Genomic DNA, 17,330 nt, shown 5'->3' with positions numbered 1-17,330 from the left:
TTCTTTCTTTATAAACCAATCATTCAGGATGTCAAGTTCAGGGCCATAAGGAGGTTTCCATGCATTACGTCAAACGGTTGGTTTTAGTGGTGGCAGTGGCTGCATTTTTGGCCGGCCCCCTGGCACAGTCGGCAATGGCGGAAGATTATACCGTCAATTCCGGGGAGCCCAGCGGTGCCACAATGGTGGTGGATATGTTTGCCGCAAGACCCCTGGGATTTGTTTCCCTGATTTTTGGCACCGCCACCTTTGTGGTATCGCTTCCGTTTTCAGCCTGGGGCGGAAATACCGGCGAGGCCTTTGATAACCTGATGGTGCCGCCGGCCATGTACACGTTCAACCGGCCTCTGGGCGACTTCCGCTAATCTGTCGCGCGGGCGCCGGGGGTTTGCCCGCGCCTCAGGGATTGTCCCACTGGTTTGGCATCCTGCTTTTTTTCCGGGTGTTGCACTCCTTGCAGCAGGGGACCACGTTGTTTTTGGTGGTTTTTCCCCCCCGTGCCAGGGGCAGCACGTGATCCATGGTCAGGTCCCCGGGCGCCACGGTCTTGCCGCACCAATGGCAGACCCCCCTGGCGCACTTGCGCTTCCACCACTGGGAGGCCCGCAGCTGGCGGGCCTTTGCCTTTTCCCTGCGAATTTCTTCTTCTTCCGGAATATACATTGCCGCTCTATGCCTGCTCAATCCACTTGTCGATTTCCGCGCACAGCAGCCGGTAAAACGCCTCAGACCCGCCCAGGCCGGTTCTGCCGAAAAAATAATTGATCTCCAGAAACAAGGGCGTGTCCGGTGTGCCCGGCGCCGGGTTTTCCGAAAAGATCAAATCAAATCCGGCCAGGTTGATGTTTGTTTGGCGGCACAGATGCAAAACCTGCTCTTCGGCCGCCGCTCTTCGGCCGGGATCTGCCGTGTGGTCGATCCGGGCGCCGCTTGCCGCAGATGCCTGGAATCCGGTATTGTCGGCCTGGATCCGCCAGTAGGACACCAGGGTTTTTCCCACCACCGCCACCCGCAGGCTGCGGCCGCGGGTTTCAATGTATTGCTGGAGCAAAAACCCGAATTGCCCGGTTTTCTCCCAGTCCGCCGCCCGGTCCAGAAGCCGGGCAAAGGTATCCGGGGTGTCGGCAAGCCATACATTGGCGCCTTCTCCGGAGCCGTTGTACTTGAACACAAAAGGAAATGCAAAACCGGCTTCGGCCGGGTCACTGTTATACTGCCGGTTAAAGTCGGCAAGGCAGTCAAAGGCTGCAGTATCCGGGTGCGGGGCGCTGTAACGGGCAAACATCCGGCTCTGGCCGGTTTTCTCGGGCCAGGCAAACCGGGCGGTGTAATCCGGAAACACCCGCGGGCAGCAGCGGAGTGCAGCATCAAAAAGGGTTTTGCGGCACCCCTGGGGCAGGATCACGGCTTTTGCGGCCCGCATCCTGGCCATGTCGTCATCATCCGGATCACGGCCGGCACAAAGCCGGTTTTCGTCTCCAACGTAACAGGGATGAAATGACAGGATCATCTTCAGTAGCCGAGTTTGCGGATGGATTTGGGTTTTTTGCTCCAGTCTTTTTCCACCCGGACAAACAATTCCAGAAACACCCGGGTACCCAAAAGGCTTTCAATGTCTTTGCGCGCCTCTGAGCCGATGGTTTTCAGCATCCGGCCGCGATTGCCGATGACAATGCCTTTCTGGGAATCGCGCTCCACGTGGATAACCCCGTGAATGCGCACCATGTCCTTTTTTTCATTACCGGCAAACCGTTCAATGGTCACGGCCGTGGAATAGGGAATCTCCTGGCCGGTGTGGGCAAAAACCTTTTCCCGGATCATCTCGGCCACGATAAACCGCTCGGGCGCATCGGTGAGCGCGTCTTCCGGGTAATAGGGAGGCCCCGGTGGCAGGCGGCCGGCCATGGCCGCTACCAGTTGCGGGACCTGGAGCCCGGTTTTGGCGGAAATGGGCACGATTTCAGAAAATATATCCAGAGCCGCATATTTTTGGATTTGTTCCAGCAGCAGGGGCTTTTCCACAAGATCGACTTTGTTTAAGGCCAGAACGGCAGGAAGGGTTTTTTTTTCTGCAATTTTGTCCACAAGCAGGGATTCGGATGCAGGCCTTGGATCAGAGGCATCGGCGATCATCAGGATCAGGTCCACCTCGTCCATTGCAGACAGGGCCACGTCCACGATTTTGCGGTTAAACAGCTTGTCGCTTTTGTGCACCCCGGGGGTGTCGAGAAACACGATCTGAAAGCCGGTGCCGTGGACGATGCCGGCAATACGGTTTCGCGTGGTTTGGGGCTTGGGCGAGGTAATGGAGATCTTCTCGCCGGTCATGGCGTTTAAAAGCGTTGATTTGCCTGCGTTGGGCGCGCCGGTGATGGCTGCAAACCCGGAGCGGAAATCATCAGAGGTGCTGTTGGATGAAAGATTCATAAGGCCGGGCCCTGTATGGGTTCTTCCCGGAGCAGGTCCCCGATTATCTCGTGGATTTTATTTGCGCCCTGGCGGGTTTTGGCGGAAAAAAGCACTGTTTCGTCCTGGTTTAATTTCAGGTGCTGCCGGATCTGGCGGGCCTGAACGCCCTGTTTGCTTTTTGAGAATTTATCCGCCTTGGTCAAAATCACCAGAACCGGCAGATGCAGGTGTTCGAGAAATTCAAGGAGCTGGATTTCCGCACTTCCGGGCATGCGCCGAATGTCCTGGAGCAGGGCCACGGCCTTTAAGGTGGGCCGGGAGCTGAGATAGGCTTCCACCATGGGGCCCCATTTTTTGCGTTCTTCCTGAGAAACCCGGGCGTATCCGTAACCCGGCAGATCAACGAAATAAAAGGCGTTGTTGATGACAAAGAAGTTGATCAGGCGCGTTTTGCCGGGCGTGGAACTGGTTTTCACCAGATTTCTGCGGTTTAGCAGGGTATTGATGAGACTGGATTTGCCCACGTTGGAACGGCCTGCAAACGCGATTTCCGGCAAAACCGCCTCCGGGTACTGCCCGGGTTTGGCTGCGCTGGTTTCAAATTCGGCGGAAGTGATTTTCAAAATGCTTTCAGATCACCTTGTTCAATGGATACTCGATGATGCCCTCGGCCCCGTTGGCAAGCAGCACCGGGATCAGGTCCCGGACCGTATCCGAACTGACCACGGTTTCCACCGAGTACCATTGGCTGTGATAAAGCTTGGCAATGGTGGGGGCGTTCAGACTCGGCAGAAGCGAGACAATGCTGTCGAGCTTTTCCTCGGGTGCGTTCATTTTCAAGCCCACCAGTTTCTCGGCCGCCAGGGCGCCTTTGAGCAAAAGGGCCACCTGCTCGATTTTCTTTTTCTTATCCGGATTTTTCCATGCATCATGGTTGGCAATGAGCTGGGTGTTGGTCTGCATCATCTCGTGGATGACCTTGAGCCCGTGGGCGCGGATGGTGCTTTCGGTTTCCGTGATTTCCACGATGGCGTCAGCCAGTCCCGAGACCACCTTGGCCTCTGTGGCACCCCAGGAGTACTCGATTTTTACATCAATGTTTTTTTCCGCGAAATAGCGCCGGGTATAGCCCACCAGTTCGGTTGCCACTTTTTTTCCGGAAAGATCCTCGATGGTTTTGACCTCTGAATCACTGGCAACCGCAACCACCCAGCGCGCCGGCCTTGCGCTGACCTTGGAGTAGACCAGGTCTGATACCACCTGGATATCCGAGTTGTTTTCCGCAATCCAGTCCTTGCCGGTCAGGCCCGCATCCAGGGTGCCGTTTTCCACGTACACCGACATTTCCTGGGCGCGGCAGAGCGTGCATTCCATGTAAGCATCGTTGACATCCGGAAAATAGCTGCGGCCGTTGACGTTGATCTTCCACCCGGAGCGGCGGAACAGTTCAATGGTGGATTTCTGAAGGCTTCCCTTGGGAATGCCGAGCTTGAGTTTGTCACTCATTTTTTATACACCTCGTCTGGATCAAATATCGGTTCATCTGTAATCACAGCTTCGTTGTTTTCCACTTTCCGGTAAAAACAGGATTTATAACCTTTATGGCAGGCCGCACCGCCAAGCTGAACCACCTTGAGCAGGATGGTGTCGGCATCGCAGTCAAAGCGCAGTTCCCGGACCTGCTGGGTGTGGCCCGAGGTTTCACCCTTGACCCACAGCTTGTCCCGGGAACGGCTGTAATAAGTGGCCACGCCGGTTTTGATGGTATTTTCCCATGCCGCCCGGTTCATGTAGGCCAGCATGAGCACTTCGCCGGTTTCCGCATCCTGGGCAATGGCCGGCAGCAGCCCGCCGCCCTTGTCAAAGTCGAGTTCAACCATAATCGTTGTTCCTGAATTGTAAAAAAGTCCATATTTTCAGGCGGGTGCATGGATTGCCGGTTCGGCATTCATCCGGGGCAGTTCGCCTGCGGTCCCACAATTTTAGCTATAAATTGTATAACCTATAAATATTAATCGCTAAGAAAAATAAGGTCAATGATTTTCTATAAAAAATAGCCGTCCCCAGCACGGGACCATGGTGATTCAAGGCTCGGAAAAATTTGACAAGCCCGTAACAGCTTTTACAGCGCTTGGAAGTTTGTCGGGAGGGAAGTCCGGGGGCGGGGTTCAGTTTTTTCGCTCCTGATCGTTTTGCGGATTCAGCAAATGCCTTCGCTAAAATTTCAAAAACTCGGCCTGTCGGCCTCAAACAATTTGAAATTTTTACGCTCCGGCATTTGCTGAATTTTCCCGCAAAACGCTCAATGTCGCTTCAAAAACTCAAACCCCGCTCCCGGACTTCCCTGGAAACGCTCTCCCTGGCAAAACCCCGGAACCAAGCATGGCAGGATTTTTTATAAAGGCGTCATTTGAAAAAAGAGACCGGATGGTTATCTTGACATAACAGACATGGATGTAGTAGAGGTAAAACTGCGGTTTTCATTTGCCAATAAGGGTGATGCCACCGCTTCAAGTGTGCCGGCATCCGGATGAGAACCCGCAAACACGAATTTTTTTCAGGAAGGAATGAAAATGGCGGAAAACGTTAAAGAAGTCAGCGACGAGACCTTTGAAAAGGAAGTTTTGAATTCGGACATTCCTGTTTTGGTGGATTTCTGGGCACCGTGGTGCGGTCCCTGCAAGGCCATCGGACCCGTGGTCGAGGAGTTGAGCAAGGACTACGAGGGCAAGATTAAATTTCTGAAATGCAACGTGGATGACAATCCCTCAACGCCCAGCAATTTTGGTATCCGGGCCATTCCCACATTGATTCTGTTCAAGGACGGCAAAAACGTCGAGCAGGTCGTTGGCATGGTCCAGAAAGCCAAGCTTGAGGATACGCTCAAAAGCGTTCTATAGATTCAGAGTGTAAACCGGAATGATATAATATGCGGCAAAACAAGTTTGAATCGGGCCCGGGCGCTGTGCAGCGTCCGGGAATCCGGATTCTCGTGTTGGCTTTAGCGTTGGCCCTGTGTGCGTCAGGATGTGCGGGGTGGTTTGGAAGCAAGGAAGAGCAGACTGCGGCCGAGCTTGCCGAGGAAGGGGCTGCGTCATTTGAAGCTGAAAAATATGACAAGGCTTTGAAATCCTATGAACGGCTGCGGGATTGGTATCCGTACAGCCCGCATGCCAAGGAGGCAAAGCTGCGCATTGCCGACGCCCATTTCCATCTTGAGCAATACGAGCAGGCCCTGCAGGCTTACCAGCAGTACGAACAGCTCCATCCCAATGATTCGCAGATCCCGTATGCCACCTACCAGATGGGGATGTGCCATTATGAGCGGTTGCGAAGTATTGACCGGACCCAGGTGCCCACCCGCAATGCCCTGGAAGTGTTTCTGCGGCTTCAGTCCAGGTTTCCGGACAGCCAGTGGGCGCGCAACGCTGAGGAAAAGATTGAAAAATGCCGCAGGAATCTGGCGGGCCATGAATTCTATGTGGGCGAGTTTTATTTCAAGTCCGAACAATACCAGGCGGCCATGAACCGGTTTGAAACCGTGGTCACCCAGTACCCGCAAGTGACAGCATATACCGACAAAGCCAGAAGGTACATGGACCGTTGCAGCCGGCATCTGCCCGGCGAGGGGAGCGGGCAGACGCCCGCCGGGGATGGCTGGGTGCAGCTGCCGCCCATTGAAGTCGGGTGGGAAGGGGTTAATTGACCGATTTTCCGCTTGATCCGAAAACTGAAAAAATGCTTTACAAATCCAGATTTTTGCGGCATATAATTGCATTTTTATGTGAACCTGTATCCTGATTGTGTGAAGGAGATTTCTGATATGTCTACGATGTGTAGTATATGCGGCAAAAAAGCCATGGTTGGGTGTAACGTCAGCCATGCCCATAATGTTACCAAGCGGCGGTTCAATCCAAACCTGCAGCGGGTGCGCGCTGTGCAGAACGGAAGTGTGAAAAAAATCACTGTGTGCACCCAGTGCATTAAATCCGGTCTGGTGGTCAAGGCCCCGTAATCTCATTTTCCGGATACCCGGTTTTTACAGACGTTTGACCTCCTGCACGGCCTGGATTTTTTTCAGCCGGGAGATCACACTTTCCAGGTGCCCGCGGCTTTTTACCAGGATCGTGAATTCTCCGTAAATGGATTTGTTCCCCCTGTTTTCAAGGCGGACGTCATAAATATTGGCGGCCGCCTTGCTCATTTCAGTCGAGATTTCCGCCAGCAGGCCCATGCGGTCCGAGGCGGTGATCTTCAGGGATACCGGGAACTCACCGTTGTCGTTTGTATTCCATTCCACGTCGATTTGCCGGTCCGGGTTGAGTTTCAACGCATTGACACATCCGCTGCGGTGAATGGTCACCCCGGCGCCATGGGTGATATACCCGGTAATCGGATCTCCGGGCACGGGCTGGCAGCATTTGCCGAAACGGATCAGAATGTCATCCAGGCCGTGGACAGATACGCCTTCGGTTTTTTCTTTCTGCTTTCGGTCCCGGGGCCCCATGATCTTGTCAATGAGGGCTGAATCCTTTTTCTCGGTAAACTGGGGGTCGAGCTTTCGAATGATCTGCAGAGGCGTGATTTTTCCGATGCCCACATTGGCGATCAGGTCCTCTGTGGACTTGAAATTAAAGGCCTCTGCCACCTTTTCCATCTCCCGGGACTTGACCAGGTTTGAAAAATTGAGTTTGTATTTCCGAAAGGCCTTCTCGCACAGTTCCCGGCCCAGAGACAGGCTGCGCTCTTTTTCCTGCTTACGGATCCAGTGGCGGATACGGGACTTGGCCTTGACGGTTTTGACGAAATTGAGCCAGTCCTTGCTGGGCTGGTGGCCCTTGGTGGTCAGAATCTCAACGATATCGCCGGTGTTGAGTTCGTACTGCAGGGGTACGAGCCGGCCGTTAATCTTGGCGCCGGTGCACTCGTTGCCCACCTCCGTGTGGATCATGTAGGCAAAATCCACGGGCGTGGCCCCCTTTGGAAGCGAGCGCACATCCCCGTTGGGCGTAAACACAAATACCTCGTCGGGAAACAAATCAATGCGCACGTTTTCCAGAAATTCCTCCGGATTTCCGAAATTCTTTTGGTTTTCCACCAGGTTGTGAATCCAGGCAAAGGTGTTTTTTGTGTTGATATCCTCCTGGGTTTTGCCCTCCTTGTAGCTCCAGTGCGCGGCAATGCCGAAATTGGCCACGTGATCCATCTGCTCGGAACGGATCTGGATTTCCATCCGTTCCCCGTACGGGCCGATCACGGTGGTGTGCAGTGACTGATACATATTGGGCTTGGGAACGGCGATATAATCCTTGAATTTTGTCGGGATGGGCTTCCATCTGGAATGGATCTGCCCCAGGGCCGCATAACACTGGGATACGTTTTCCACGACGATGCGAAAAGCAATAATGTCATAGACCTCTTCGAAATCCAGGTTCTGGGAGGCCATTTTCTGGTAGATGCTGTAATACTGCTTGTGCCGGCCTTGTACCCGGCATGAAATGCCGGCTTCAGACATTTTCTCCTTAATGAGGGTCTTGACCGTGGCGACGTATTTTGCGCGTTCCTCCTGGTTTTTTTTCAGCAGCCCGTCAATTCGGTTGTATTCCTCGGGATTGGCGTAATAAAACGCGGTTTCCTCGAGCTCGTTTTTCAGCCAGTAAATGCCCAGGCGGCCGGCAATGGGGCCGTAGATGTCTAAGGTTTCCTGGGCGATGGCTCGCTGCTTTTCCGGCTTTTTGTGATAATGCAGGGTCCGGATGTTATGGAGCCGGTCTGCGAGCTTGATTAAAATCACCCGGATATCATCGGCCATGGCCAGGATCATTTTCCGGATGTTTTCCGCGTGCCGCTGCTGATCCGTGCTGAAGGGAAGGGCGCTGATTTTGGTGACTCCGGCCACGATATGGGCCACTTCATTGCCGAATGTGTGATAGATTTCATCGATTGTGGCATGGGTGTCTTCCACCACGTCATGGAGCAGGCCGGCGGATATGCTCACCGGATCCAGCTTCATGTCAGTCAGCAGGCTGGCCACTTCAAGGGGATGAGACAGGTAGGGCTCTCCGGAAAGGCGCATTTGTCCGGCATGGACCCGGGCGGAGTAGATGTAGGCACGATCGATGATGTCCACATCCGCGTCCGGGTAATAATCATAGAGCTTATCGAGTATATCGGTAATGCGGATCATAATTTTTTCTGAGACAAAACCCTTCCGGATATTTTAATAGGCTTTTGCAAACACCACCCGCCCCTGGCTTTCTTCCCCGCACTGAATGCAGGCCCCGGATTGCTCTTTCCGGTCAAAGGGAATGCAGCGGATGGTGACATTGAGCCGCTCCTTGACGGCTTTTTCACATTCGGTGCGCCCGCACCAGTGTGACCACGCAAACCCTCCGTGAATTTCCGGCTCCTCCGGGTTTTCCGGGGTGAAAAACGCATTGAATTCATCTGGATCGTCAATGTCGCGCGAGTTTTCCTGCAGAAAACAAAGCGCCTTTTCATACAATCCGGACTGAATTTCATCAAGGACTTCCGTGATTTTTCCGATAAATTCGTCCTTTTGCATGGAAAAGCGGTCTCTGCGGTCCCGGTCCCGCCTGGAGACAAACACCGAGTCCGCATCCATGTCCCTGGGACCGATTTCCACTCGAAGAGGCACGCCTTTTTTGATCCAGTCCCAGTTGCGCGTGCCGCCGATGTTGCGGTCATCGACTTCCACTCTCAGGGGCGTGCCGTGATAGTTTTGCTGCCGCAGGCGTTCGGCGATGGCCTGGGTGTATGCCATCACGCTGTCGTTGGTTTCCTTTTTCTTTAAAATCGGCAAAAGCACCACATGGGCAGAAGCCACCCGCGGGGGCAGGACAATGCCGTTATCATCGCTGTGGGTCATGATCAGACCGCCGATCATGCGGGTGGACACGCCCCAGGAAGTGGTCCATCCGTATTCTTCCGTTTCCATGGCGGATTGAAATCGGATGCCCGAGGCCCTGGCAAAGTTTTGGCCGAGGAAATGGGAGGTTCCCGCCTGAAGGGCCTTTTTATCCTGCATCATGGCCTCAATGCAGGTGGTCATCTCCGCGCCGGGAAACTTTTCCGCAACGGTTTTTTCCCCGGTGATAACCGGTATGGCCAGGTATTCTTCAGCCATCCGCTTATATACGGTAAGCATCATATAAGTGCGGTCAATGGCCTCCTGTTTTGTGGCATGCACGGTATGGCCTTCCTGCCAGAGAAATTCGCTGGTGCGCAGAAAAATCCGGGTGCGCATTTCCCATCTGACCACGTTGGCCCACTGATTGAGCAGCATGGGAAGATCCCGGTAGCTTTTGATCCACCGGGCAAAGGCCTCGCCGATAATGGTCTCAGAGGTTGGCCGCACAATCAGGGGCTCGTTGAGTTTGCCTGCGGGCACCAGGCGGTTGTTTTCGTCTTTTTCCAGCTTGTGGTGGGTGACCACCGCGCATTCCTTGGCAAACCCCTCCACATGCTCGGCTTCCTTTTCCAGAAAGGAGATGGGAATAAAAAGGGGAAAATAGGCGTTTCTCACGCCAGTGGCCTTAAACATGTCATCTAAGGCCCGCACCATGTTTTCCCAAAGTGCGTAGCCCCACGGCTTGATCACCATACAGCCCCGCACCGGGGACAGTTCAGCCATGTCTGAGGCCCGGATGACCTGCTGGTACCATTCCGGATAATTTTCCGCCCGGGTGGGGCGGATAGCGGTGTCGTTTTTTTGTGTCATTATCAAACCTCTGGGAAAAGCGTTTCAAGTTTGACGGCTTCGTAAAAAGTCCAATATCTGCGTTGCGCTTCATCTCCCGTCATTCGACGTACGGACAAGTACGCCTCATTCCTCGAGATTCGCGCGCCTTGATCTTGAACTTTCTACTTTGCCGTCCCAAAATTGACTTTTTACGACGCCATCAAGTTTCAGATGAAAAGGGACAATGCAAAACCTGCAGGTTTTATGGCTCGTGGTTTTCCTCCAGCTGACGGACTGCGGCCAGCAGTTCCCGGACCAGGCGGTCTTCAGAAAATTTTTTGACCACTTTGCCTTTTTTAAACAAAATGCCCGTGCCCCGGCCGCCGGCAATGCCCACATCAGCCTCCCGGGCCTCTCCGGGTCCGTTTACCGCACATCCCATGACAGCCACCCTGATAGGGGCGCGGCTTGTCAAAAGGGCCTTTTCCACGCTTTCGGCAATGGAAAACAGATCAATTTCGCATCTGCCGCAGGTGGGACACGAGATGATTTCCGGTCCCCGGCGGCGGATGTCCAGGGCTTTTAAGATCTCATAGGCCACCCTGACCTCTTCTGTTGGATCCCGTGTCAGGGAAACCCGCAGGGTGTCGCCGATGCCTTGGCTCAGGATGCCGCCGATGCCCATGGCGGATTTGACGATTCCGGCATAGAGTCCGCCGGCCTCTGTAACCCCCACGTGAAGGGGCACATCGGATTGTTCGGAAAAAAGTTCATAAGACTCGATGGTTTCCAGCACGTTTGAGGATTTCAAGGAAACCTTTACCTCGTGAAAATCCATCTCCCCGAGCACGGCCACCTGACGCACGGCGCTTTGCACAAGGGCGGCAGGCGTGGGCCCGCCATGGGCCTGATAAATGTCCTTGTCCAGGGATCCGGCATTGACCCCCACGCGGATGGACAACCCGTTGTCTTTTGCCGCGGCCACCACCGCCCGGATTTTGTTTTTGTCCCCGATATTGCCGGGGTTGATGCGAAGGGCGTTTGCCCCGGCTGTGGCTGCGGCCACGGCCAGCCGAAAGTCAAAGTGGATATCGGCAATCAGGGGGATGGTAATCTGCCTGCGGATTTCACCGATGGCCCGGGCCGCGTCCATGTCCGGAACAGCCACGCGGATGATTTCGCATCCGGCCTCCTCCAGGCCCAGGACTTGCGCCACTGTGGCCGCCACATCCGCAGTGTGGGTGTTGGTCATGGATTGCACGGATATGGGGGCATCGCCCCCCACCGGCACACTGCCCACGTGGATCTGCCGGGTTTTTTTTCGCTTGATGGTCGTTGGCATGAATTGCGGCCGTTTGGTGTCGGTTTATCTCTGATGCTGCCGGCATCGGGGGTTGAAAACCCCTGTATATTTGATATTGATTAACAAAGGGGCTGTTTTAGTTCAAGTCAAATATGGAAAAATAGAAATGGAGAGGGTTTATGGAAAAAGATGATGCCCGGCTCCGCCAGGAGATGGCAGAGCGTGCAAAAGACGGTGAACTTCCCTGTGCCGTGGCCTTTGAGATTGCAAACCAGCTAAATGCAGCGCCGGCAGTCGTTGGCGCGTGTGCCGATGAAAGCAGTATCCGCCTGGTAAAATGCCAGCTGGGGCTGTTTGGCTACAGCCCGGATAAAAAGATTGTCAAGGCCCGGCCTGAAGTTTCAGACACACTTCGCCGGGCCATTGGCGAAAATCTGGAAAACGGCTACCTGCCCTGTCAAAGGGCCTTTGCCATTGCATCGGATCTGGGCTTGCGCAAAATGGATGTCAGCGGTGCCTGTGAAACCCTTGGCATCAAGATCAAGCCCTGCCAGCTCGGCGCCTTTTAAAACCCGGCGCCGGCTGGCTTATCAGCAGATGCGAAATATCTATCGCAGAAACGGATTGGCGCGTTTTTCCTGGCCGATGGAGGTGGCCGGGCCGTGGCCGGTGTAGACCTTTGTGTCATCGCCCAGGGGAAACAGCTTGGTTTTGATGCTGGAAATCAGGGTTTGAAAGTCGCCCCCGGGCAGGTCGGTCCGGCCGATGGAGCCGGCAAAAAGGGTGTCGCCCACAAATACCATGTTGTCCGTGTGCAGGGAAATGCCGCCCGGGGAATGCCCCGGGGTGTCGAGCACCCTGAGGGTGATATCGCCAAAGGAGATGGTGTCGCCTTCCTGCACTGTCCGGTCCGGGGCCGGCGAGTTCTGGGCGGAAAGGCCGAAGGCCGCGGCGGTTTTCACCAGATCGGCGAGCATGGGCTCGTCTGCCGGGTGAATCACGATGTCGGCACCGCTGGCCTTTTTGAGGTCATAATTGCCGCCCACGTGATCAAAATGGCCGTGGGTGTTGATGATATATTTAAGGGTCAGGCCGTCTTTGGCCAGTTCCTTGAGGATTCGGTCTGCTTCGTCTCCGGGATCAATCACGGCTGCGGATTTGGTGCTTTCGCACCCTATAATGTAGCAGTTGGCCATGATGGGACCCACGGCAAGGGATTTTAAGATCAACGGCAACCTCCTGTCTGCTTTTTTCTTTTGGCTTGTTCAGCGATTTCCACGATAGCGGCAACCTTGGGTTTCGGCGGCTCCGTGACCAGGCTGTTGTAGGTTTCAGCCGGAAGATTTTCCTTTAGATAAGCATCCACGTCAAAAATTTCCCACCAGCAGTCCAGTATCTTGAAACAGGGCATGCTGTCGGGCCCGCTGATCAGGCAGTAGCGAAACGGGATGATGCTGCCGAGCCTGGGGCAGCGAATCTCCAGGTTGTCTTTTTGCGGATCGGACATAACTTACACGCTTTTTAAATGCTGGGGTTTGGGATAATCCGCATACACCTTTTCAGATCCGTGCAAATCTTTCTGAGATAGCTCAATGTCTTTGATGTTACCGGAAAAATAAGCCTCATAGGCGCCCAGGTCAAGCAGGCCGTGTCCGCTCCAGTTAAACAGGATCACCTTTTCTTTTCCTTCCTCTTTGGCCTTTTGGGCTTCTTCCACCACCAGGGCCAGGGCATGGCAGCTTTCCGGGGCGGGAATGATCCCTTCGGTGCGGGCTGCCAGCACTCCGGCGGCATAGCTTTTGCTTTGGGTCACGGAGCGGGCCTCGAAAAGTCCCTCGTCCACCAGCTGGCTCACCGTGGGGGCCATGCCGTGGTAGCGCAGGCCGCCGGAATGAACCGGAGGCGGCACAAAGGTGTGGCCCAGGCTGTACATGGGCAGAAGCGGGGTGTACTTGGCCGTGTCTCCGTGGTCGTAGACAAACGGCGCCTGGGTCAGGGTCGGACATCCGGCCGGTTCCACCGGGTAGATATCCACATTTTTGCCATGAATCTTGTCATAGGCAAAGGGGAAGGCCAGGCCTGCGAAATTGCTGCCCCCGCCGGCGCACCCGATAATTACATTCGGATATTCACTGACTTTTTCCAGCTGCCGCTTGGCTTCCAGGCCGATGATGGTCTGGTGGAGCATGACATGATTGAGCACGCTGCCCAGGGAATATCGGGTCTGGCCGCTTTCATCGGCCACAGCCGCCTCGATGGCCTCACTGATGGCAATGCCCAGAGTTCCCGGAGTGTCGGGGTTTAATTCAAGGGCTTCGCGCCCGGCCTTGGTGTCCATGCTCGGGCTGGGCACGCAGTTGCCGCCCCAGGCCGCCATCATGGTCTTGCGGTAGGGCTTTTGATCAAAGCTGATGCGCACCATAAAGACCTTGCATTCCAGGCCGTACTGGCAGCAGGCAAAGGACAGGGCGCTTCCCCACTGGCCGGCACCGGTTTCGGTGGTCATTTTTTTGATACCGAACTCCTTGTTGTAATAGGCCTGGGGTACGGCGGTGTTGGGCTTGTGGCTGCCCGGCGGGCTCACGGATTCGTTTTTGAAATAGATCCGGGCCGGGGTGTCCAGTGCCTTTTCCAGGTTGTAGGCCCGCACCAGGGGCGTGGGGTGCCAGATGGAATAAACGTCCATCACCTCATCGGGGATGTCGATCCACCGCTTGGTGCTGACTTCCTGCTCAATTAGGTTCATGGGAAAAACAGGGGCGAGCTGGTCCGGGGAAAGGGGGTTTCCGTCCGGTCCAAGCGGGGGGTTGATCTTGATATCGGCCAGTATGTTATACCATTGCCGGGGAATTTCCTCCGGCTTCAGGAAGATTTGTCTGTTTCGCATTCAGGGCTCCTTTTTGAGTTACAGTGGACATATCGTTGCCGGATGCTGTCGAGAATTCCGTTGATAAACGCGCCGGATTTCTCTGTTCCATATTTTTTGCCGATATCAATGGCCTCGTTGATGGCCACCTTCTCGGGAATGTCATTGCAGAAAAGCATTTCATAGACGGCAATGCGGATGACATTGCGATCCACGTAATCCATCCGCGCCAGTTTCCAGTTGCTGGACGTCTCGGCCAGGCGGCCGTCGATTTCCGCCTTTTTGGCCACCACCCCCCGCACCAGTTCCAGGCCGAAGGGCCGCACTTTTTCCTGGGGCTCCAGCAGTGTACACAGTTCCTGGATCATCTCCTCGGAATCGTCTCCCAGGGTGTCCATGCAAAACAATGCCTGAAGCGCCATTTCCCTTGATTTCCGGCGGATTTTCATAAGAAAAGGATCACGCCTTTATCAGATCGGACAGATTGGCCATTTCAATGGCGGAAACAGCCGCATCCCATCCTTTGTTGCCGGCCTTGGTGCCGGCGCGTTCAATGGCCTGTTCAATGGTATCGGTGGTGATGACGCCGAAAATAATCGGCACCCCGGTATCCATGCCGGCCGCAGCAATTCCCTTGGATACCTCGGCGCTGACATAGTCGAAATGGGGGGTGGAACCCCGGATCACAGCACCCAGGCAGATTACGGCGTCATATTTGCCGCCTGCGGCCAGTTTTTTGGCCATAAGGGGGATCTCAAACGATCCGGGTACCCTGACAACCTCGATGTCTGCATCATTGGCGCCGCTGCGCACCAGCGCGTCCAATGCGCCGGAAAGCAGTTTGTCAGAGATAAAATCATTGAAACGGCTGACCACAATGGCAAAGCGCCGGCCTTCGGCCAGCAGATTGGCTTCGATGAATTTAGGCATGAGCCTTTTTCCCCTGGTCTTTGGTTTTGTCTTCTGCTGAAACGCTTAAATAATGGCCCATCTTGAGCTGTTTGCATTCCAGATAGCAACGGTTGTAGTCATTGGGCTCGGTTTTAATGGGCACCTGGTCCACCACGCTTAAGCCGTAGCCTTCCAGGCCCACAATCTTTTTGGGATTGTTGGTGATCAAACGCATTTTGCGTACCCCGAGATCCGCCAGTACCTGGGCGCCGATGCCGTAATCGCGCAGGTCGGCCTTGAATCCGAGCTTTTCATTGGCCTCAACGGTATCATAGCCCTGGTCCTGGAGAACGTAAGCCTTGAGCTTGTTGACCAGTCCGATGCCCCGGCCTTCCTGCCGAACATAGAGCAGTACGCCGCATCCCTCCTTTTCCATCATGACCATGGCCTTGTGCAGCTGCTCGCCGCAGTCACATCGCATGGAGCCGAAAATATCACCGGTCAGGCACTCGGAGTGCACCCGTACCAGGGTGGGGGCTTCCGGGTCAATGTCGCCCTTTATCAGGGCGATGTGCTGGAAATCATCCACGTCGTTTTCATACACCCGGACCCTGAAGGTGCCGGCGAAACTGGTGGGAATCTCGGTTTCCACCACGCTTCGCACAAAGGATTCGATGCGCATGCGGTATTCGATCAGATCGGCAATGGTGCAGATACCGATATCGTGCTCCTCGCTGAATTTTTCCAGCGACGGCATCCGGGCCATGGTGCCGTCTTCATCCATGATTTCACAGATCACCCCGGCGGGTTTCATGCCGGCGAGCCGGGCAAGGTCCACCGAGCCCTCGGTCTGGCCGGTGCGCACGATCACCCCGCCCCGGCGGGCACGAAGGGGGAAGACATGGCCGGGCATGACCAGGTCATCCGGGCCGGCTTCATCGGAAATGGCCGTTTGGATGGTTGTGGCGCGGTCTGCCGCGGAAATGCCCGTGGTGACCCCTTTTTTTGCCTCAATGGAGACCGTAAAACCGGTTTCAAACTGTGAAGTGTTGTGCTGCACCATCATTGGAAGCCCCAGGTCTTCCACCTTTTCCGGGTTTAAAGAAAGGCAGATCAGGCCGCGGCCGTATTTGGCCATGAAATTGATGGCCTCGGGAGTGACCGCCTCTGCGGCCATGGTCAGATCCCCCTCGTTTTCCCGGTCCTCATCGTCGACCAGGATGACCATTCTGCCGTCCCGGATCTCCTTGATGGCTTCTTCGATCGATAAATGTCCCATTGTTTTATACTCCGTAAATTTCATGGAAACGCGAAAACCGCCCGGGGTTCACACGGCAGGTGGGTTTCGTGTCCATTTGTTGTTTGGCGCAAAATCCGTGAGATCAGGTTGCAATGACCTGATGTTTAAAGAAATCCGGTTTTTGCCAAAAATGTCATATCAATTTTTTCCGGCCGGGATTCGCCGGAGTTATCTCCCTTTAAGAATTTTTCCACGTATTTTCCGATCAGGTCGGTTTCAATATTGACCCGGTCGCCGGGGTTTTTCAGCCCCAGAGTGGTGATTTTTGCCGTATGGGGGATCACCGCGATTTCAAACCGTCCTGCGGCACAGGTGTTGACCGTCAGGCTGATGCCGTCGACAGCCACTGATCCCTTGGCTATCAGATACCGGCTGATTTGCTCGGATACGGCAAATTCGAATACCATGGACCCGCCCAGGTCTTTTTTATGCGTGATCTGTGCGCTTCCGTCGATATGGCCGGATACCAGGTGGCCGTCTAACCGGTCAGACAGGCGAAGGGCCCGCTCCAGGTTCATTTTCTGGCCGGCCCGGGCATCGGCCAGGGTGCTGCGGGAAAGGGTCTCGGCGGAAACATCGGCGGAAAACCGGTTTCCGGAAATTTCCACCGCTGTCAGGCATGCGCCGTTGACCGCAATGCTGTCGCCGATGCGGGTGCCGTCCAGGTCAAAATCAGCGGAAATGGTCAGCCGCCGGCCGGTTCCCGCAGGCTGGCTGTTTGCCAGGGTGCCCAGACCTTCGATAATTCCGGTAAACATTTTTGACGCGCTCGTAAAAAGTCGATTTTCAGATGGCGCCGTAAAAAGTTCAAGATCAAGGCTTGCGCGATTTCGAAGAATGCAGCGTACTTATCCGTACG

General features: G+C 54.9%; 21 protein-coding genes. 5 read left to right on the top strand and 16 right to left on the bottom strand.

Translation table 11 applies throughout. From position 1 onward, the window contains the following. Positions 1-59 precede the first annotated feature (59 nt). On the top strand, positions 60-365 hold the full coding sequence (locus tag ACTCIA_RS06025; RefSeq protein WP_463000899.1) for a hypothetical protein: 306 nt from the start codon (positions 60-62) through the stop codon (positions 363-365). A 34-nt stretch (positions 366-399) separates the two neighbouring features. On the opposite strand, the gene ACTCIA_RS06020 is transcribed toward ACTCIA_RS06025, so the two are convergent. Genes ACTCIA_RS06020 through hisI form a run of 6 tightly spaced genes read right to left on the bottom strand, consistent with a single transcriptional unit; the run spans position 400 to position 4,289 of the window. After that, positions 400-663, bottom strand: coding sequence for an HNH endonuclease (locus ACTCIA_RS06020; RefSeq protein ID WP_463000898.1), 264 nt, complete (start codon positions 661-663; stop codon positions 400-402). Between the two features lie 7 nt (positions 664-670). Next, positions 671-1,510: an ATP-grasp domain-containing protein gene (locus tag ACTCIA_RS06015; protein ID WP_463000897.1), complete on the bottom strand. Its 840-nt coding sequence runs from the start codon at positions 1,508-1,510 to the stop codon at positions 671-673. Positions 1,511-1,512: 2 nt separating this feature from the next. Further along, positions 1,513-2,427 carry a GTPase Era gene (era, locus tag ACTCIA_RS06010; RefSeq protein WP_463000896.1) on the bottom strand — a complete coding sequence of 305 codons (915 nt, stop codon included), beginning with the start codon at positions 2,425-2,427 and terminating at the stop codon, positions 1,513-1,515. Continuing rightward, positions 2,424-3,032 (bottom strand): ribosome biogenesis GTP-binding protein YihA/YsxC, encoded by a 609-nt coding sequence (gene yihA / locus ACTCIA_RS06005; RefSeq protein WP_463000895.1) that lies wholly within the window; start codon positions 3,030-3,032, stop codon positions 2,424-2,426. The genes era and yihA overlap by 4 nt, the downstream gene beginning before the upstream one ends. A 7-nt stretch (positions 3,033-3,039) precedes the next feature. Next, the gene (gene hisG, locus ACTCIA_RS06000; RefSeq protein WP_463000894.1) at positions 3,040-3,915 is read right to left on the bottom strand and encodes an ATP phosphoribosyltransferase; all 876 of its coding nucleotides are present in this window, start codon (positions 3,913-3,915) and stop codon (positions 3,040-3,042) included. Continuing rightward, positions 3,912-4,289 carry a phosphoribosyl-AMP cyclohydrolase gene (gene hisI / locus ACTCIA_RS05995; protein WP_181549941.1) on the bottom strand — a complete coding sequence of 126 codons (378 nt, stop codon included), beginning with the start codon at positions 4,287-4,289 and terminating at the stop codon, positions 3,912-3,914. Before hisI ends, hisG begins: the two co-directional genes overlap by 4 nt. A gap of 693 nt (positions 4,290-4,982) precedes the next feature. Between hisI and trxA the strand changes: the two genes are divergently transcribed. The 3 genes from trxA (at position 4,983) to rpmB (ending at position 6,424) form a co-directional block, all read left to right on the top strand. Next, positions 4,983-5,309 (top strand): thioredoxin, encoded by a 327-nt coding sequence (trxA, locus tag ACTCIA_RS05990; RefSeq protein ID WP_463000893.1) that lies wholly within the window; start codon positions 4,983-4,985, stop codon positions 5,307-5,309. A gap of 29 nt (positions 5,310-5,338) precedes the next feature. Next, positions 5,339-6,115 carry an outer membrane protein assembly factor BamD gene (locus ACTCIA_RS05985; RefSeq protein ID WP_463000892.1) on the top strand — a complete coding sequence of 259 codons (777 nt, stop codon included), beginning with the start codon at positions 5,339-5,341 and terminating at the stop codon, positions 6,113-6,115. Positions 6,116-6,232: 117 nt separating this feature from the next. Then, complete coding sequence (gene rpmB / locus ACTCIA_RS05980) at positions 6,233-6,424, top strand: 50S ribosomal protein L28 (protein WP_181549944.1); 192 nt, start codon at positions 6,233-6,235, stop codon at positions 6,422-6,424. A gap of 24 nt (positions 6,425-6,448) precedes the next feature. Here rpmB and ACTCIA_RS05975 read toward each other — a convergent pair whose 3' ends face one another. From ACTCIA_RS05975 to ispG, 3 genes are all read right to left on the bottom strand, one after another. Further along, complete coding sequence (locus ACTCIA_RS05975; protein WP_463000891.1) at positions 6,449-8,596, bottom strand: RelA/SpoT family protein; 2,148 nt, start codon at positions 8,594-8,596, stop codon at positions 6,449-6,451. Between the two features lie 33 nt (positions 8,597-8,629). Continuing rightward, the gene (gene proS / locus ACTCIA_RS05970) at positions 8,630-10,150 is read right to left on the bottom strand and encodes a proline--tRNA ligase (RefSeq protein ID WP_463000890.1); all 1,521 of its coding nucleotides are present in this window, start codon (positions 10,148-10,150) and stop codon (positions 8,630-8,632) included. Positions 10,151-10,373: 223 nt separating this feature from the next. After that, positions 10,374-11,453: a flavodoxin-dependent (E)-4-hydroxy-3-methylbut-2-enyl-diphosphate synthase gene (ispG, locus tag ACTCIA_RS05965; protein WP_463000889.1), complete on the bottom strand. Its 1,080-nt coding sequence runs from the start codon at positions 11,451-11,453 to the stop codon at positions 10,374-10,376. Positions 11,454-11,593: 140 nt separating this feature from the next. Here ispG and ACTCIA_RS05960 point away from each other — a divergent pair, with 140 nt between their 5' ends. Further along, positions 11,594-11,983 carry a hypothetical protein gene (locus tag ACTCIA_RS05960; RefSeq protein WP_463000888.1) on the top strand — a complete coding sequence of 130 codons (390 nt, stop codon included), beginning with the start codon at positions 11,594-11,596 and terminating at the stop codon, positions 11,981-11,983. 39 nt (positions 11,984-12,022) lie between these two features. On the opposite strand, the gene ACTCIA_RS05955 is transcribed toward ACTCIA_RS05960, so the two are convergent. From ACTCIA_RS05955 to ACTCIA_RS05925, 7 genes are all read right to left on the bottom strand, one after another. Further along, a complete protein-coding gene (locus ACTCIA_RS05955; protein ID WP_463000887.1) occupies positions 12,023-12,643 on the bottom strand; it encodes an MBL fold metallo-hydrolase in 621 nt (206 codons plus the stop codon). Further along, positions 12,640-12,921 carry a hypothetical protein gene (locus ACTCIA_RS05950; protein ID WP_463000886.1) on the bottom strand — a complete coding sequence of 94 codons (282 nt, stop codon included), beginning with the start codon at positions 12,919-12,921 and terminating at the stop codon, positions 12,640-12,642. The genes ACTCIA_RS05955 and ACTCIA_RS05950 overlap by 4 nt, the downstream gene beginning before the upstream one ends. 3 nt (positions 12,922-12,924) lie before the next feature. Beyond that, a complete protein-coding gene (locus ACTCIA_RS05945; RefSeq protein ID WP_463000885.1) occupies positions 12,925-14,301 on the bottom strand; it encodes a TrpB-like pyridoxal phosphate-dependent enzyme in 1,377 nt (458 codons plus the stop codon). After that, on the bottom strand, positions 14,277-14,729 hold the full coding sequence (nusB, locus tag ACTCIA_RS05940; protein WP_463000884.1) for a transcription antitermination factor NusB: 453 nt from the start codon (positions 14,727-14,729) through the stop codon (positions 14,277-14,279). The genes ACTCIA_RS05945 and nusB overlap by 25 nt, the downstream gene beginning before the upstream one ends. A 10-nt stretch (positions 14,730-14,739) precedes the next feature. Beyond that, positions 14,740-15,210: a 6,7-dimethyl-8-ribityllumazine synthase gene (gene ribH, locus ACTCIA_RS05935; RefSeq protein WP_463000883.1), complete on the bottom strand. Its 471-nt coding sequence runs from the start codon at positions 15,208-15,210 to the stop codon at positions 14,740-14,742. Beyond that, the gene (locus ACTCIA_RS05930; RefSeq protein WP_463000882.1) at positions 15,203-16,450 is read right to left on the bottom strand and encodes a bifunctional 3,4-dihydroxy-2-butanone-4-phosphate synthase/GTP cyclohydrolase II; all 1,248 of its coding nucleotides are present in this window, start codon (positions 16,448-16,450) and stop codon (positions 15,203-15,205) included. The genes ribH and ACTCIA_RS05930 overlap by 8 nt, the downstream gene beginning before the upstream one ends. Before the next feature lie 125 nt (positions 16,451-16,575). Then, positions 16,576-17,229: a riboflavin synthase gene (locus ACTCIA_RS05925; RefSeq protein WP_463000881.1), complete on the bottom strand. Its 654-nt coding sequence runs from the start codon at positions 17,227-17,229 to the stop codon at positions 16,576-16,578. Positions 17,230-17,330: the final 101 nt, after the last annotated feature.

Source organism: Desulfosalsimonas sp. (assembly GCF_055149105.1).
This window is presented reverse-complemented; position numbering and strand designations above follow the sequence as displayed.

Excerpts from the sequence above, each read along its gene's own strand:
- ACTCIA_RS06025 (WP_463000899.1), top strand. The coding sequence starts at position 60 with ATGCATTACGTCAAACGGTTGGTTTTAGTGGTGGCAGTGGCTGCATTT.
- ACTCIA_RS06020 (WP_463000898.1), bottom strand. The coding sequence starts at position 663 with ATGTATATTCCGGAAGAAGAAGAAATTCGCAGGGAAAAGGCAAAGGCC.
- ACTCIA_RS06015 (WP_463000897.1), bottom strand. The coding sequence starts at position 1,510 with ATGATCCTGTCATTTCATCCCTGTTACGTTGGAGACGAAAACCGGCTT.
- era (WP_463000896.1), bottom strand. The coding sequence starts at position 2,427 with ATGAATCTTTCATCCAACAGCACCTCTGATGATTTCCGCTCCGGGTTT.
- hisG (WP_463000894.1), bottom strand. The coding sequence starts at position 3,915 with ATGAGTGACAAACTCAAGCTCGGCATTCCCAAGGGAAGCCTTCAGAAA.
- hisI (WP_181549941.1), bottom strand. The coding sequence starts at position 4,289 with ATGGTTGAACTCGACTTTGACAAGGGCGGCGGGCTGCTGCCGGCCATT.
- trxA (WP_463000893.1), top strand. The coding sequence starts at position 4,983 with ATGGCGGAAAACGTTAAAGAAGTCAGCGACGAGACCTTTGAAAAGGAA.
- ACTCIA_RS05985 (WP_463000892.1), top strand. The coding sequence starts at position 5,339 with ATGCGGCAAAACAAGTTTGAATCGGGCCCGGGCGCTGTGCAGCGTCCG.
- rpmB (WP_181549944.1), top strand. The coding sequence starts at position 6,233 with ATGTCTACGATGTGTAGTATATGCGGCAAAAAAGCCATGGTTGGGTGT.
- ACTCIA_RS05975 (WP_463000891.1), bottom strand. The coding sequence starts at position 8,596 with ATGATCCGCATTACCGATATACTCGATAAGCTCTATGATTATTACCCG.
- proS (WP_463000890.1), bottom strand. The coding sequence starts at position 10,150 with ATGACACAAAAAAACGACACCGCTATCCGCCCCACCCGGGCGGAAAAT.
- ispG (WP_463000889.1), bottom strand. The coding sequence starts at position 11,453 with ATGCCAACGACCATCAAGCGAAAAAAAACCCGGCAGATCCACGTGGGC.
- ACTCIA_RS05960 (WP_463000888.1), top strand. The coding sequence starts at position 11,594 with ATGGAAAAAGATGATGCCCGGCTCCGCCAGGAGATGGCAGAGCGTGCA.
- ACTCIA_RS05950 (WP_463000886.1), bottom strand. The coding sequence starts at position 12,921 with ATGTCCGATCCGCAAAAAGACAACCTGGAGATTCGCTGCCCCAGGCTC.
- ACTCIA_RS05945 (WP_463000885.1), bottom strand. The coding sequence starts at position 14,301 with ATGCGAAACAGACAAATCTTCCTGAAGCCGGAGGAAATTCCCCGGCAA.
- nusB (WP_463000884.1), bottom strand. The coding sequence starts at position 14,729 with ATGAAAATCCGCCGGAAATCAAGGGAAATGGCGCTTCAGGCATTGTTT.
- ribH (WP_463000883.1), bottom strand. The coding sequence starts at position 15,210 with ATGCCTAAATTCATCGAAGCCAATCTGCTGGCCGAAGGCCGGCGCTTT.
- ACTCIA_RS05930 (WP_463000882.1), bottom strand. The coding sequence starts at position 16,450 with ATGGGACATTTATCGATCGAAGAAGCCATCAAGGAGATCCGGGACGGC.
- ACTCIA_RS05925 (WP_463000881.1), bottom strand. The coding sequence starts at position 17,229 with ATGTTTACCGGAATTATCGAAGGTCTGGGCACCCTGGCAAACAGCCAG.